Annotated in this window: 15 protein-coding genes; 5 read left to right on the plus strand and 10 right to left on the minus strand. The window is 69.1% G+C overall.

The features are described from left to right. Nucleotides 1-59: 59 nt before the first annotated feature. The gene (locus Q2K20_RS00110) at nucleotides 60-464 is read right to left on the minus strand and encodes a DUF4383 domain-containing protein (protein ID WP_069388650.1); all 405 of its coding nucleotides are present in this window, start codon (nucleotides 462-464) and stop codon (nucleotides 60-62) included. Between the two features lie 235 nt (nucleotides 465-699). On the opposite strand from Q2K20_RS00110, the gene Q2K20_RS00115 reads away from it, so the two are divergent. The 4 genes from Q2K20_RS00115 (at nucleotide 700) to Q2K20_RS00130 (ending at nucleotide 4808) form a co-directional block, all read left to right on the plus strand. Beyond that, nucleotides 700-990, plus strand: a complete 291-nt coding sequence (locus tag Q2K20_RS00115; protein WP_007633032.1) for a metal-sensitive transcriptional regulator — start codon at nucleotides 700-702, stop codon at nucleotides 988-990. A 68-nt stretch (nucleotides 991-1058) separates the two neighbouring features. After that, nucleotides 1059-1274 (plus strand): heavy-metal-associated domain-containing protein, encoded by a 216-nt coding sequence (locus Q2K20_RS00120; RefSeq protein WP_007633030.1) that lies wholly within the window; start codon nucleotides 1059-1061, stop codon nucleotides 1272-1274. Between the two features lie 7 nt (nucleotides 1275-1281). Then, complete coding sequence (locus Q2K20_RS00125) at nucleotides 1282-3711, plus strand: heavy metal translocating P-type ATPase (RefSeq protein ID WP_096906551.1); 2430 nt, start codon at nucleotides 1282-1284, stop codon at nucleotides 3709-3711. Nucleotides 3712-3878: 167 nt separating this feature from the next. Further along, nucleotides 3879-4808 (plus strand): TspO/MBR family protein, encoded by a 930-nt coding sequence (locus Q2K20_RS00130; protein ID WP_254050570.1) that lies wholly within the window; start codon nucleotides 3879-3881, stop codon nucleotides 4806-4808. Here Q2K20_RS00130 and Q2K20_RS00135 read toward each other — a convergent pair. The 9 genes from Q2K20_RS00135 to Q2K20_RS00175 all read right to left on the minus strand — a co-directional run bounded on the left by Q2K20_RS00135 (nucleotide 4772) and on the right by Q2K20_RS00175 (nucleotide 12431). Next, on the minus strand, nucleotides 4772-5425 hold the full coding sequence (locus Q2K20_RS00135) for a prepilin peptidase (protein WP_096906553.1): 654 nt from the start codon (nucleotides 5423-5425) through the stop codon (nucleotides 4772-4774). The genes Q2K20_RS00130 and Q2K20_RS00135 overlap by 37 nt on opposite strands. Nucleotide 5426: 1 nt before the next feature. After that, nucleotides 5427-6335, minus strand: coding sequence for a type II secretion system F family protein (locus tag Q2K20_RS00140; protein WP_254050571.1), 909 nt, complete (start codon nucleotides 6333-6335; stop codon nucleotides 5427-5429). Between the two features lie 68 nt (nucleotides 6336-6403). After that, nucleotides 6404-7348 (minus strand): type II secretion system F family protein, encoded by a 945-nt coding sequence (locus tag Q2K20_RS00145; RefSeq protein WP_096906554.1) that lies wholly within the window; start codon nucleotides 7346-7348, stop codon nucleotides 6404-6406. After that, nucleotides 7345-8844, minus strand: coding sequence for a CpaF family protein (locus Q2K20_RS00150; RefSeq protein ID WP_096906555.1), 1500 nt, complete (start codon nucleotides 8842-8844; stop codon nucleotides 7345-7347). The genes Q2K20_RS00145 and Q2K20_RS00150 overlap by 4 nt, the downstream gene beginning before the upstream one ends. Beyond that, on the minus strand, nucleotides 8841-10073 hold the full coding sequence (locus Q2K20_RS00155) for a CpaE family protein (RefSeq protein ID WP_096906556.1): 1233 nt from the start codon (nucleotides 10071-10073) through the stop codon (nucleotides 8841-8843). The genes Q2K20_RS00150 and Q2K20_RS00155 overlap by 4 nt, the downstream gene beginning before the upstream one ends. Next, nucleotides 10073-10792, minus strand: coding sequence for a Flp pilus assembly protein CpaB (gene cpaB / locus Q2K20_RS00160; RefSeq protein ID WP_096906557.1), 720 nt, complete (start codon nucleotides 10790-10792; stop codon nucleotides 10073-10075). The genes Q2K20_RS00155 and cpaB overlap by 1 nt, the downstream gene beginning before the upstream one ends. A gap of 10 nt (nucleotides 10793-10802) precedes the next feature. Beyond that, a complete protein-coding gene (locus tag Q2K20_RS00165) occupies nucleotides 10803-11723 on the minus strand; it encodes a TadE/TadG family type IV pilus assembly protein (protein WP_254050572.1) in 921 nt (306 codons plus the stop codon). Next, nucleotides 11720-12253: a TadE/TadG family type IV pilus assembly protein gene (locus tag Q2K20_RS00170; protein WP_317176497.1), complete on the minus strand. Its 534-nt coding sequence runs from the start codon at nucleotides 12251-12253 to the stop codon at nucleotides 11720-11722. Before Q2K20_RS00170 ends, Q2K20_RS00165 begins: the two co-directional genes overlap by 4 nt. After that, the gene (locus Q2K20_RS00175) at nucleotides 12210-12431 is read right to left on the minus strand and encodes a Flp family type IVb pilin (protein WP_096906560.1); all 222 of its coding nucleotides are present in this window, start codon (nucleotides 12429-12431) and stop codon (nucleotides 12210-12212) included. The genes Q2K20_RS00170 and Q2K20_RS00175 overlap by 44 nt, the downstream gene beginning before the upstream one ends. Nucleotides 12432-12876: 445 nt before the next feature. Here Q2K20_RS00175 and Q2K20_RS00180 point away from each other — a divergent pair, with 445 nt between their 5' ends. Further along, the gene (locus Q2K20_RS00180) at nucleotides 12877-13614 is read left to right on the plus strand and encodes a superoxide dismutase family protein (RefSeq protein ID WP_096906561.1); all 738 of its coding nucleotides are present in this window, start codon (nucleotides 12877-12879) and stop codon (nucleotides 13612-13614) included. Nucleotides 13615-13616: the final 2 nt, after the last annotated feature.

Here is a 13616-nt window from a genome sequence, read left to right on the forward strand (position 1 = left end):
CCAGACGACCCCTGGCGACGACCGAGATCGTCGACAGGGGTCGAATGGAGCGTGTCGCCTCAGGGCTGCCGCGGCTCAGCCTGATGACGCTGTTCGCGCAAGCGGTCGCGGTGGAGGAAGGACAGGGCGACCATGGCGAGGCCCAGGATCAGGTGCAGCCAGTTGTCGGCCGTGTTGAGCGGCACGAAGTTGGCCGCCGAATCGTGGCCGATCACCAGGCCATAGACCCACAGGGCCAGGTAGACGATGCCGCCGGCCAGTAGGTAGATACGAGCCTGTGGGGCGGTCCGGGACATCAGGATCCCGACGACGCCGTAGAGCAGGTGGACGATGTTGTGGAGGATCGACACCTGGAACAGGCCCAGCAGCATGGCCTCGGATTCGTGGCCGGCGAACTGCATGGTGTCGTACGCGGCGGTAATCCCGGGGATGAAGCCGGCGATCCCCACGAGCAGGAACACCACGCCGAAGGCGAGGGCTACGTACTGGACGGGGGAGCGGTGCCGGGCCGGGCGAGCGGGTCTGGGTCGTGTCCGTCATGAGTCCATTCCTTTCTCGACTGATCGACATCGGAAGTGACGCTGTCCCGACCTTAAACAGCAGGGGCCGGATTGAAAACCGGTGCCGGGGGTCGGAGCGCTCGTCGGAGAACGCGATCCACCGTTGCGGCACTTACCCTAGGGGGGTACCGTATGTGCCATGGCCGAGCATGGATACACCCCGCACAAGGAGGACCACCTCAAGCGGCTGCGCCGCATCGAGGGTCAGGCCCGCGGGCTGCAACGGATGGTCGAGGAGGACAAGTACTGCATTGACATCCTCACGCAGGTCTCCGCCATGACCCGGGCCCTGCAGTCCGTCTCGCTGAGCCTGCTCTCCGAGCACCTCGGGCACTGCGTCGCCGGCTCCATCGCCAGCGGCAGCCCGGAGGAAGCCGAGGCCAAGCTCGCCGAGGCCAACGCCGCCATCGCCCGCCTGGTCAGGTCCTGATCACCGCGCCGTCCGATCGCGGGCCCCGACAGTCACCGCACACCCACCACCCGAACGAGGAGAACACCATGTCCGCCACTGCCACCTACACCGTCTCCGGCATGACCTGCGGCCACTGCGTCGCCTCCGTGACGGAGGAGGTCTCGGAAATCTCGGGAGTCACCGAGGTCGAAGTCGATCTGGAGTCGGGTCGCCTCGTCGTCGTCTCCTCCGACCCGGTCGATCCCGCGGCGGTCCGCGCCGCCGTGGACGAGGCCGGGTACACAGTCACAGCGCAGGAGTGAGCACACCATGACCACCACCGACAGCCGGGACACGGCGCTCTCCGCCGGGACCACCTTGGTCGAGCTGCAGATCGAGGGAATGACCTGCGCCTCGTGCGCCAACCGGATCGAGCGCAAACTCAACAAACTCGACGACGTCACCGCCGAGGTCAACTACGCCACAGAGAAGGCCCGCGTCCGGATCCCCGAGGGCCTGCAGCCGCAGCTGCTGCTCGATACCGTCGAGCAGGCCGGGTACCACGCGCAGCTGCCGCGTCCCCGGAGCACTCAGCCACGCACGTCCGCGCCCGGCGGGGGCGACGCGTCCGGTGCCGCGGCCGACGCCGGGCAGTCGACCGGCCACGCAGGCAACGCCACCGACGACACCGCCGCGCCCGACCGGGTCGACGAGCTGCGCCAACGCGTGATCATCTCCGCCGTCCTGTCGATCCCCGTGATCGCGATGGCCATGGTCCCGGCGCTGCAGTTCACCAACTGGCAGTGGCTGTCGCTGACGCTGGCCGCCCCGGTCATCGTGTGGGGCGCGTGGCCGTTCCACCGCGCCGCCGCGATCAACCTGCGCCACGGTGCGTTCACCATGGACACGCTCGTGTCCCTGGGCACGTCCGCGGCGTTCCTCTGGTCGCTGTACGCCCTGTTCTTCGGCCACGCGGGCATGCCCGGGATGACCCACGGGTTCGAGTTCAGCCTCTCGCCCAGTGACGGCGCCGGCGACATCTACCTCGAGGCCGCGGCCGGGGTGACCACGTTCATCCTGCTGGGCCGCTACTTCGAGGCGCGGTCCAAGCGCACGGCAGGCGCCGCATTGCGGTCGCTGCTCGAGCTGGGCGCCAAGGACGTCGCCGTGCTTCGCGGGGGTGTTGATGGCGGGCGTGTGGAGACCCGCATCCCGGTGGAGGATCTGCAGGTCGACGACGAGTTCGTCGTCCGCCCCGGCGAGAAGATCGCCACCGATGGCGAGATCGTCGACGGCGCCTCCGCGGTCGACACCTCGATGGTCACCGGCGAGTCCGTGCCCGCCGAGGTCGGTCCCGGCGACGCCGTGGTGGGCGGCACCGTCAATGCCAGCGGCCGCCTGACCGTGCGCGCCACCCGCGTCGGTTCCGACACCCAGCTCGCCCAGATGGCGCAGATGGTGGAGGACGCCCAGTCCGGCAAGGCCGCCGCGCAGCGCCTCGCCGACCGCATCTCCGGGATCTTCGTCCCCGTCGTGCTGGTGCTGGCCGTGGCGACGTTCGCCTTCTGGATGCTCACCGGAGGCGGCGCCGCCCTGGCGTTCACCGCGGCCGTGGCGGTGCTCATCATCGCCTGCCCGTGTGCGCTCGGCCTGGCCACGCCGATGGCCCTGATGGTGGGCACCGGCCGCGGCGCGCAGTTGGGCATCCTCATCAAGGGCCCCGAGGTCCTGGAGTCCACCCGCAAGGTCGACACGATCGTCCTGGACAAGACCGGCACCGTCACCACCGGTCAGCACGCATTGGTCTCTACGACTGTCGCGACCGGTGAGGATCGAGCCGAGGTGCTGCGCCGCGCCGGGGCCGTGGAGGACGCCTCCGAGCACCCCATCGCCCGTGCGATCGCCGCCGGCGCGCGCGAGGCGGTCGGCGCGCTTCCGGCGGTCGAGGGCTTCCGGAACCACGAGGGCCTGGGCGTATCGGGCCGGGTAGGTGGCGGCGCCGGTGCCCGCGGTGCGGTCGGCGCGGACGCCGTGGAGGGTGTCGACGACGATGAGGTGGTCGTCGTGGGCCGGCCCGCGCTACTGGCAGAGCGGGGCATGCCGCTGCCGCAGGAGCTGGAGGTGGCCCTCGGCGAGGCCGCGCAGGCCGGCCGCACGGCGGTCGCAGTGGGCTGGGGCGGGAAGGCCCGCGGGGTTCTCGTGGTGGCCGATCAGATCAAGGACACCTCGGCTGAGGCCATTCGTCGCTTCCGCGAGCTCGGGCTCACGCCCGTCCTGCTCACGGGCGACAACGCCGCCGTGGCCGCCTCGGTGGCCGCCGAGGTCGGGATCGATCCCGGCCCGGAGACCGTCATCGCCGAGGTCATGCCCGCGGAGAAGGTCGAGGTGGTCCGCCGCCTGCAGTCCGAGGGCCGGGTCGTCGCGATGGTGGGCGACGGCGTCAACGACGCGGCCGCCCTCGCCACCGCCGACCTGGGTCTGGCGATCGGCACCGGCACGGACGCGGCGATCGAGGCCTCCGACCTCACGCTGGTCCGCGGCGATCTACGCTCGGCGGCCGACGCGATCCGGCTCTCGCGGAGCACGCTCGGCACCATCCGGGGCAACCTGTTCTGGGCGTTCGCCTACAACGTCGCGGCGCTCCCGCTGGCCGCGGCGGGGCTGCTCAACCCGATGATCGCGGGCGCCGCGATGGCGTTCTCTTCGGTGTTCGTGGTGGCCAACAGCCTGCGGCTGCGGAGGTTCCGCGCGACCATCTGACCACCCCCTCGCAGATCCGCTACTCCGAATCGGCATCCGCTAGTCCAATTGGGCTCGCCGATCCCGATTCGGAGTAGCCGATTTCGCGGCTGGGGGCGGCCGGGGTGCGTCGGCGACCGGCTGCACCGTCGGGTGTCGCGTGGTTCGGTGGAGTTATGAGCTCTCACATGACTCCCGCGAGCGGTAACCCCGCTAGCCGTGACCGAGCGACAGGCCCGGGGCCCGCCGGACTGCCGGGAGGGCCCGCCGACGCCGGCGGATCCGGTGAGCTGGGCGCCCCCACCGGCTGGGCGCTGCCCATCATCACCCTGCTGGGGACCGCCGCCGCGATCGTGGCCGCGTTCATCGGCAGTGGAGCGCTCGGCGGCACCCCGATCGCCGAGGCTGCCGGCGGGGTGCTGTCCGCCGACGCGACCCCGGTGGCTCCCGCCGGGTCGGCGTTCAGCATCTGGAGCGTGATCTACCTCGGGCTCGCCGCGTACGCGATCTGGCAGCTGACCCCGATGGCCCGGCGCTCCGCCCGACAGGCGGCGCTGCGGCCGTGGGCGCTGGCCTCGGTGCTGCTCAACGCCGCGTGGATCTGGTCAGTGCAACTGGGGTTGATCCTCGGCTCGGTCATCGTGATCGTGCTGCTGCTGGCGGTGCTGATCCGCATCATGTTCATTCTCGGCGCGCCGCGCATCGGCGGGGTGGTCGAGACCGTGGTCACCGACGGCACGTTCGGCCTGTACCTGGGCTGGGTGTCGGTGGCGTTCTTCGCCAACACCTACGCGTGGCTCGCGAGCGCCGGCGTCGAGGTGGTGACCGAGGTGCCTTTCGGGATCGTCGGCATCGTCGTGGCCGCGGCTGTCGGCGTGGCGACCGCGCTCATCAGTGGCGGGCGCATCCCACCGGCGCTGGCGACGGCCTGGGGGCTGGCGTGGGTCGCCTACGGTCGCACCTCGGGCGCCCACGAATCGGCGGCCCTGGTGTGGACGGCGGCGATCGCGTCGGTCGTGGTGGTCGTCGTTGCCCTCGTCCGGCGACTCACGGTCGGCAAGAGGCAGCGGCGCCGAGCGGCTCAGCCAGCCAACGCCGTGGAGCGCACGGCCCAGTAGGCGGCGCCCGCGACTGCGCCGATCACCATGGCCGGGCCGAACGCGATGCCGCTCTTGGCCCCCACCCGACCCGCAGCTAGCAGCACGAGTGCGACGACGGCGTTGATGACGAACGCGGCCAACGTCCCGGCGAGCACGGCGGGCCAGCCCAGCCAGCCGAGGAACGCGCCGAGCGCGCCGGAGAGTTTGACGTCGCCCAGGCCGAGACCGGACGGATTGATGAGCGCCAGCACGAAGTAGAACGCGAGCAGCGCGGCCGCGGCGGCGGCGGCCCGACCGAGCGAACCCCAGACATCGAACATCGCGGCCGTCACGGCCAGTCCGCCGAACACCACGGGGTACAGCGGCAGGACGATCTTGTCGGGCAGTCGGAAGACCGCGAGGTCGACCGCGATCAGTAGCGCGCACCCCACAGCCAGTGCAGCGAACGTCACCAGATCGGCCCAGCCCAGAGCCAAGTACGCGGCACCGAAGCCTCCGGCCGCAGCCAGCACCACGTGCAGGCCACTGCGCAACCACCGGGAATCGGACTCGGCGAGGGAGCGCATCCACCGCCCGAGCGCCGCCGCGGCCAGCCCGGATACGACGGCCGAGGCCACGGCGATCACGACGAGCATGTCAGGAGAACGCCTCCATCATGTTGATCACGGTGGGACCGAGCAGCACGATAAACAGTACGGGCAGGATGCACGTCAGGAGCGGGAAGATCACCTTGACGGGCACCTGCTGAGCCTTTTCCTCTGCGCGCTGGCGACGCTTGACTCGCATTTCGCTCGCCTGGGTGCGCAGGACGTCGGCAACGGAGATGCCGTAGGCGTCGGCCTGGATGATCGCCCGGACGAAGCGCCGCAGGTCGGGGACGTCGGTCCGCAGGGCAAGCGACTCGTAGGCGGTACGGCGAAGCTGGCCCACCTGGATCTCCTGCAGGGTGCGGATGAGCTCCTGGGCGAGCGGGCCGGTGCCGTTGCGACCGGCTCGGGCCATGGCGGCGTCGAAGCCGAGGCCGGCCTCGACCGCGATAGTCATCTGGTCGAGGGTGTCGGCAAGCTCGAGCTGGATCTCGTCATTGCGCTCCTGGCTGCGGCTGCTCAGGAGCAGCTCGGGCAGGAAGTAGCAGACCGCCGCCGTGCCCAGAACAAGGAGCAGCAGGAGCGGCTCCGGCTTGGCCCGCAGCAGCAGCAGGCCCAGCAGGATCACGACGAGTGGCAGGACGATCTTGGCCACCACCAGCCGCGGGAGTGACCAGCCCGTGGGTCGGCCGGCGCGGATGGTCAGCCTCTCGAGCCTGCGGATGGTGCCCGTCGGCGTGAGTCGGCGGGCGACCTCGTACAGGCGACTGCGGGAGTCGTCGTCGTCGACCCCGGTGAGGTCAACGGGCGCGGCGGCGTACCCCTCGTCGATCCCCCGGCGGAGGTTGGCGACGGTGCGCGCGCGGACGGTGTCGCGGCCGGCGAATACCGCGAAGGCCAGCATGAAGACCGAAGCGGTCAGAACGAACACGGCCACCGCGGCAGGCAGTGAACTCACGCGGGGCTCCTTTCGAGGGGCGAGAGGGTAGGGGAGGAAGGGTGACCCTGAGGGAGGGGCCGACCCTGTCAGAACTTGATGCGGACGACCTTGCTCAACCAGATGCCGCCGATTGTCAGCATCACGACGCCGGCCGCGATCATCCCCCAGCCGAGCGGGCTCTGGGTGAGCACGCCGATGTAGGACGGGTTGGAGATAAACAGGAACCCGCCGATGCCGAACGGCAGCGCCATGAGGACGTACGCCGACAGCTTCCCTTCGGCGGCGAGCGCTGCCACCTGCCGGCGGATCTGGTTGCGTTCGCGGATGGTGTGGCCCACGGCGTCGAGAACCTCGGCGAGGTTGCCGCCGACCTCGCGGTTGATCGCGATGGCCTGGGTGACCCACACGAAGTCCTGGCTGCCCATCCGGTTGGCGGTCTCCTCGAGGGCGGGGCCGAGGTCGCGGCCGACGCGGGTCTCGTTGATGATCCGCGCGAACTCCTCGGACGTAGGTTGTTCGGCTTCGCGTGCGACGGAGGCCAGCGCCTGCAGCATGGAGTGTCCGGCGCGCAGGCTGCTGGACATGAGCTGCAGGGAATCGTCGAGTTGGTCGGCGAACTTGGCGCGACGGCGAGAAGCGAGAATCTGTAGAAGGGCGTAGCCACCTGCGGGCGCGAGAAGGGCCAGGAACGTGCCCATCAGCGGACCGACGAGGATGAGGCCGAGGGCGAACGCGACGATCGAGGCGACGACGACGAGGAAGACGTAGTCCTGGAGCCCCATGCGGACTCCGGCGCGTTCGAGCTGGCCGGCTCCGGTGGTCCCGCGGCGGCGCAGGAGGGAATCGATTGCCTCGGTGGCGGCGGTGGCCGCGCGGCTGATCGGTCCGGGTCCTTCGGCCATGCCGGGCCGTCGGCGTTCCCGGGGAATCCGCCCCGGCGCGGGAGAGAGGATGAGGTAGCCGCCCGTGAGCAGCGCGAGCGTGAGGGCGGCGATCGCGAACCCCGCGGGGGACAGCAGCGTCTGACTCATCGGATGGATCCGGGGTTCTCGGTGGTCGCGCCGAACACGCGTGGGGACAGGGTGATGCCGAGTTCGTTGAACCGGTCGGTGAAGCGGGGCCGGACGCCGGTGGCCTGCGGCTTGCCGAGGAACTTGCCGTCCGGGCCGAGACCGGCGGAGTAGTCGAAGAGAAAGGCATCCTGCAGGGTGACGGTCTGGCCCTCCATGCCCTGGACCTCGGTGACGGCGGTGACGCGACGGGTGCCGTCGCGGAGCCGGGTGAGCTGGATGATCACGTCGACCGCGGAGGCGATCTGCTCGCGGATGGCCCGCAGGGGCAGGTCCATGCCGGCCATGAGGACGAGGGTCTCCAGTCGGGCGATGGCGTCACGTGGCGAATTGGAGTGGACGGTGGAAAGTGACCCGTCGTGGCCGGTGTTCATGGCCTGGAGCATGTCGAGGGTCTCTCCGCCGCGGACCTCGCCGACGACGATGCGGTCGGGCCGCATACGCAGGGAGTTGCGCACCAACTCGCGGATCGTGATCTCGCCGCGGCCTTCGATGTTGGCCGGGCGCGACTCGAGACGGACCACGTGGTCCTGCTGGAGCTGCAGCTCAACGGCGTCTTCGATGGTGACGATCCGCTCGCCCTCCGGGATGTACGAGGACAGCACGTTGAGCAGGGTGGTCTTGCCGGAGCCGGTGCCTCCGGAGACGATGATGTTGAGCCGTGCCTCCACGCACGCCTGGAGCAGTTCGGACATCTCCGGGGTGAGAGTGCCGAACCGGATGAGGTCGTGCACCTTGAACGGGTCCTTGGAGAACTTCCGGATGGTCAGCGAGGAGCCGTTGACAGCGAGCGGCGGGATGACGGCGTTGACTCGCGAACCGTCGGCGAGTCGGGCGTCGACCAGCGGGGAGGATTCGTCGACGCGGCGGCCGATGCGGGAGACGATCCGCTCGATGACCTGACGGAGGTGTTCCTCCGAGGCGAACCTGGAGGGATGTCGAGTGAGCTGGCCTGCGCGTTCGACGAAGATCATGTCGGGTCCGTTGACCATGATTTCGGTGATCTCCGGGTCGTCGAGCATCTTCTCGAGCGGGCCGTGACCCAGCACGTCGGCCTGCACGTCGGTGATAAGTCGCACCCGCTGGTCGCTGGTGAGGGGGACGGTCTCGTCCTCGACAACCTTATTGAGCTCGCTCCGCACCATGGCGTGGAGTTGTTCCTCGGTGAGCGAGGGGTTGTTCAGGCGAGCACCGATGCGCTCGAATAGCGCGCTGGCCGCGCGCTCCTTGAGGGCGACCAGCGGATCGACAGTGGGATCGTCGGCGGGTGCGTTCCCGGAGGTCTTCGTGGACGGGATGCTGGTGGCCGTGGCCGGCTTCGTCGTCGTCCCCGTCGGGGCGACCACGGTCGGCGTCGAGGGCGGCGCGGCGGGGGCAGACGATGCGGCGTCGGACGCGGGCGTGTCAGTTCCGCTCGGAGCGACGCGGGCCGCGCGGAGACGTTCGGACAGGCTCACGCCTTCACCCGCTTCCGGCGGAGTCGATGCCGGCCACCTTCGGCGGTCAGTACGGCCGTCGCGGTGGGGCGCATGGGGGCCGGGGTGAACCGGTCGACCAGCTTGCGCAATTGCTTGGCCATCGCATCGCGGCCGTCGCTCTGCAGGAGGGGCACTCCCTGGTTGACCGACACGGGGACCGCCTTGCTGCGGGGGAGGACCAGGTCGACGCCGGTGCCGATGGTGGCCTCGACGTCGGCCTTGGTCAGCCCGCTGCGGGGGTCGGCGAAGTTCACCACGACGTGCCGCTTCTCGAGATTCAGTCCCAGGTCGCGAAGGATGTTCAGTTCCTTGCGCAAACCGCGGACCCCGGGCACGTCAAGGCTGGTCAGCGTGACCAGTTCGTCGGCCTGGTCGATTGCGGCGAGGGCGTGGTCGTCGAGTCCGGGAGCGGTGTCCACCACGACGTAACGAAATTCCGAGGCGAGGGTCTGCAGGAGCTGGGCCACGTCGGCGGCGGTGATGTCGTCGGCGTCGGCGGGTGAGGTCGGTCCGCACACGGCGTAGAGGCCCGTCTGGTGCTGGGTGAGGAACGTCTTGAGCACCATGGAGTCCTGGACGGCCGGGCCGCGGACCACGTCGAGGAGGGTGTGCTCGGGGTCCAAGTTGAGGGCGCTGGCCACGTCGCCGAACTGCACGTCGAGGTCGACGATCACGGTCGAGAGCGGGGCCGTCCGGGCCAGGCCGACCGCGAGATTGGTGGCGACGGTCGTCTTGCCGACTCCACCCTTGGGCGAGACGACGCTGATGACGCGGCCACGCGTGCTTGCGCTGCCGTTCATTGCGGGGTCGCCCGGACCCTGAGGTGCGGTCGAGGCGGCGACCTGAGCGGCCCGGCCGAGTACCGCGGCCAGCTCGCCGACCTCGGCTTCGGGGTGCACCACGTCGCACGCGCCGGCACGGAGGGCGGCGAGGGCGAAAGCGTCGGGATGTTCGCTCGCCAGCACCACGGCCATGCCGGGGCACTCGGCGGCGAGCCGCGACGAGAGCTGCAGAGCCTCGTTGCGGCCGGCGGCGACGTCGATCACCACGACCTGGGGGATGGCGACGCCCGGTCCGAGTTCCTGGAACAACTGCGACGGCCCGCCGGGGAGCGGGCGCCCCGCGATCATCGAGATCGGCTCGCCGGCCGCGGTGGCGACCCTCCCGCGGAGGTCGGCGGAATCGGTGGCGATCAGTATGCGGCTCATCAGTAGAAATCCCTTGCATCGACCCGGCCGGTGCCGTCCTGCGGAACGGTGGAATCCTCGAGTGACAGCCAGATGCTCCCGTGCTCGACTGAGAACGCGACCGTTTGGGCCTGGTCAGTTGTGAGCGCCATCGTGATCATGGCGCCACCCTCTGGGACGGGTGCCGCGTCGGGGTTCTCGATCCCCTCGTTCGGCTGGGTCGCACCGAGCCCGCCCTGGACGCGGGTCACGAGGATCTTCCGCAGGACCAGGTGGGTGGATCCGTCGCCGAGGGTGACGAACACGCCGACCGTGTCCCCGGGAGTGACGGTACCGCCGACGACTCGCGGTGCCTCGAGGGGGATGGTCACCTGGTGGTAGCCCTCCGGAACCGGAATGCCTCCGAACCGCTCCAATGACTGGCGGGTCACGAATCGGGCGCCAAGGACCTGCTCGCCGGCCTGGAGGTCGGTCGCGGCAACGCGGCCGGCCACCTCTGCGAGTGAGCGGACGGCATCGGGTCCGACCGCAGCCTTGGGCAGGCGCTGGATCGTCACTGACGCGGCGACTTCTTCAGCAGGTGTCCCCTGGGCTATGGGTGCGGACACGACCAGCACCTCGATCGGGTCCATGTTCGCCATCGCGCGACTGTCCGCGTTGTTGACGTAGCTGACGAGCAGGACTGCGCCGAGGACGGCGAGCGCACCGGCTGCAATAGCCGAGACGAGACGTCTGTTCATGGGTCTCTCACTAGTCAGGTAGTAGGTGGACGGCGGAAGCGCCGAGGTTCGGTGCGCCCGGGCCGTAGTCGAAGTCGGGGTCTGTGGTGTGCATCTCGGTGAAGTACCCGCCGATACAGCGGTCGTTCCCGCGGCAGGGCGGGTTCCAACTCTGTCCGGAGAAGTTGTATCCGGTCACGGTGAAGGCGGCGTAGCCGTAGACCCGGTACCAGGCGCCTCGGCCGTTCCCGCCGAACTCGCCGTCGAACACGGGTAGGAGGACGGTCTTTCCTCGGATCGTGGAAAGGTCGCACCGCTTCGGGGTGTTGCCTGGTTCGCTGTACGCGTTCGTACCGATTCGGGTGGTTGCGTGACAACTATTGCCAGTGTCTGTTTCCAGCCAGCCGAATCCGCCGGGCACGTAGTTCCCGTTCTCAGTGCACCCGGTGTTCGCGGTCTTGGTGGACAAGATGATGCGCTCGAGGGTGCCCGATGGGAGACCGCCGCCGGTCTGGGCCTTGAAGTCGCATAGGGAGAAGATCAGTGGAAGGACGGCTGTTCCACCGATGGGAGAGCCCCAGGCTGCGCTCGCGGAGGCTGCAACCTCGGTCGAGTCCACTCCGAGGACGGGTGCAAACCAGTGGGAGCGGACTGCATAGCTGGCCACGGTAACTCGGCCTGTAGCCGCGGTCGGAACGGACGGGAGGCTAGCCACCACCTCGCCCGAGTTGCTGTTGAGTTCTGCGAAGCTTTGCGCGGTCGCACGCGGCGACCCGCAGGCGTCGCGAGCACAGTCCTGGGCGATCGCCAGGGCTGCGGCGTCGGCGCCTGCCTGGATTTGCTGCTTCTCAGCATGGACAGCGGCAATGTCGATCGAGATCGCTGCGAACCCGATGAGCGGCACCATGAGTACGGCGACTATGACGGCGACAGCGCCACGATCATCTCTCATCCGAAACATCGCATGGTCCCCCTGCCAGTGAGGGTGAGGTCATCTATAGGGAGGAACCCTGAAACCAGCGCGAACGGGTACGAGATGGTGACCGATACCTGTCCAGGGGTGGTGGTAGCGGAAGAGCAGCTAGAGGGTGTGACGTCGATCATCGCGTCGGTGAGGGTGAGGGAGGGGGCGGAATCCGCAACCGTCGCACGTGCAGCCGTGGCGCTATCTTGCAGCGCCATCACCCGAACGCCATCGCGGGCAGCGTTGGAGAGTGTCGTTTGCACGTGGTAGGCGCGCCCGAACTCCAGAATTCCGATAACCAAGAGCAGAAGTATGGGCAGTACAAGCGCGAATTCGACAGCGGCTGATCCGCGGTCACGTGAGGGCGTGAGCATTGCGGCGCCTGAGGGAGAGGGTGGGAGGGACGTGGGGGAGGAGATTCGGGGCCAGCGCAGCGAAAGGTGTGACGCTGCGCTGGCCCCGGTTTGATTAGCCCTAGGCGCCAGCGGCGGGAACCTCGGGAATGGTGGTCGAAACATCGGTGAAGAGATCCGTGAGGCTGTCGCCCAAGAGGATGACCGCGGCGATAATTGCGACCGCAATCAGCCCGACCATCAGGCCGTACTCCACGGCGGTCGCGCCGCGGTCCTTGCGGTTCTCGAAGCGATCGTCGAGGAACGCCTGGAAGGTGGCCATGAGGGCATAGACCTGGTTCATGATGAACCCTTTCTTGCGAGGGATTGAGCCGGTGGCTCGAGGGGGAGGGACGCCCCCTCGGCTGTCGGAACAGTCTGTGATGGGGCTGAGAAGAGTATGCACGCGCTTCTCAGGTTGTGCAAGCGTTCAGATATGTTTGCGTGATGAACTTCATAGGAGGCGCGCATTTGCCATGCTCGCGGTCCCTGCTCCCCCGAGATAGTGACCAGCGCAACGAGTCTCGGAGGCGCTGGCCGGTCCGCTCGTGCACGACATCAGGACGCCGGTCCGTTAGCTCGGCTGCGAGGTGAACGGCACCTGAGTAAGGAGTGAAAGTGACTTCTTACTTTGTGGTAGTGGTCGCCGGTGTGTGATCTGCCAGCGAAAATGCCTGTCACATGCGCGGTTGCGTGTCGGGTCCGCCTCGGTACCGTCACTTACACGACGCCGTCCGAGGAGGTTTGTGATGACCGCACGCACCGTGTCCACCGCCCGCCGCGCCCGGAGGAGTTCGACCTTCGTGGCCCTGTCTGCAGCCGCGCTTCTGCTGGCCTCATGCGGCACCGGAGAGGACTCTCCGGCCGCAGGGGGTGACGTCACGCCCCAGGACGGTGCGGCCGACACGTCAGAGACCGCAGCGTCCGAGACCAGCACCTCCGAGACCACCACAAAGACGTCCGGCCAGAACGCCGGCGGCCAGGCGTTCGCGACCGCCGAACTGGTGAACCCCGAGGGTGAACCGCGGGGTACCGCCGAGTTCGTAGAGTCCGATGGCGGCACTCTCGTCACCGTCAACGCGACCGACCTGGAGCCCGGATTCCACGGCCTGCACATCCACGGCGCGGGCCTGTGCGAGCCCGACAGTGAGAACCCCACCCAGCCGGGCGAGCGGGGCGCGTTCCTCTCCGCCGGCGGGCACCTGGCCGGTCCCGGCGGCGAAGCGAGCCACCCCGAGCACGCCGGGGACCTGCCGACCCTCTACGTGACCGAGGACGGCACGGCCCGGATCGTCACGCTCACCGACCGCCTGGACCGCGACCTTCTCCTGGACGAGGACGGCTCGGCCGTGATGGTCCACGAGAACTCGGACAACCTCGCCAACATCCCCGAGCGCTACGCGCCCGAGGGGGCCGACGAGGAGACGCGCAACGCCGGCGACGGCGGTAGCCGCGCGGCCTGCGGGGTCGTCACCGAGCAGAACTGACA

It is taken from the genome of Dietzia sp. IN118 (genome assembly GCF_032905965.1).
Lineage (GTDB): Bacteria > Actinomycetota > Actinomycetes > Mycobacteriales > Mycobacteriaceae > Dietzia > Dietzia kunjamensis.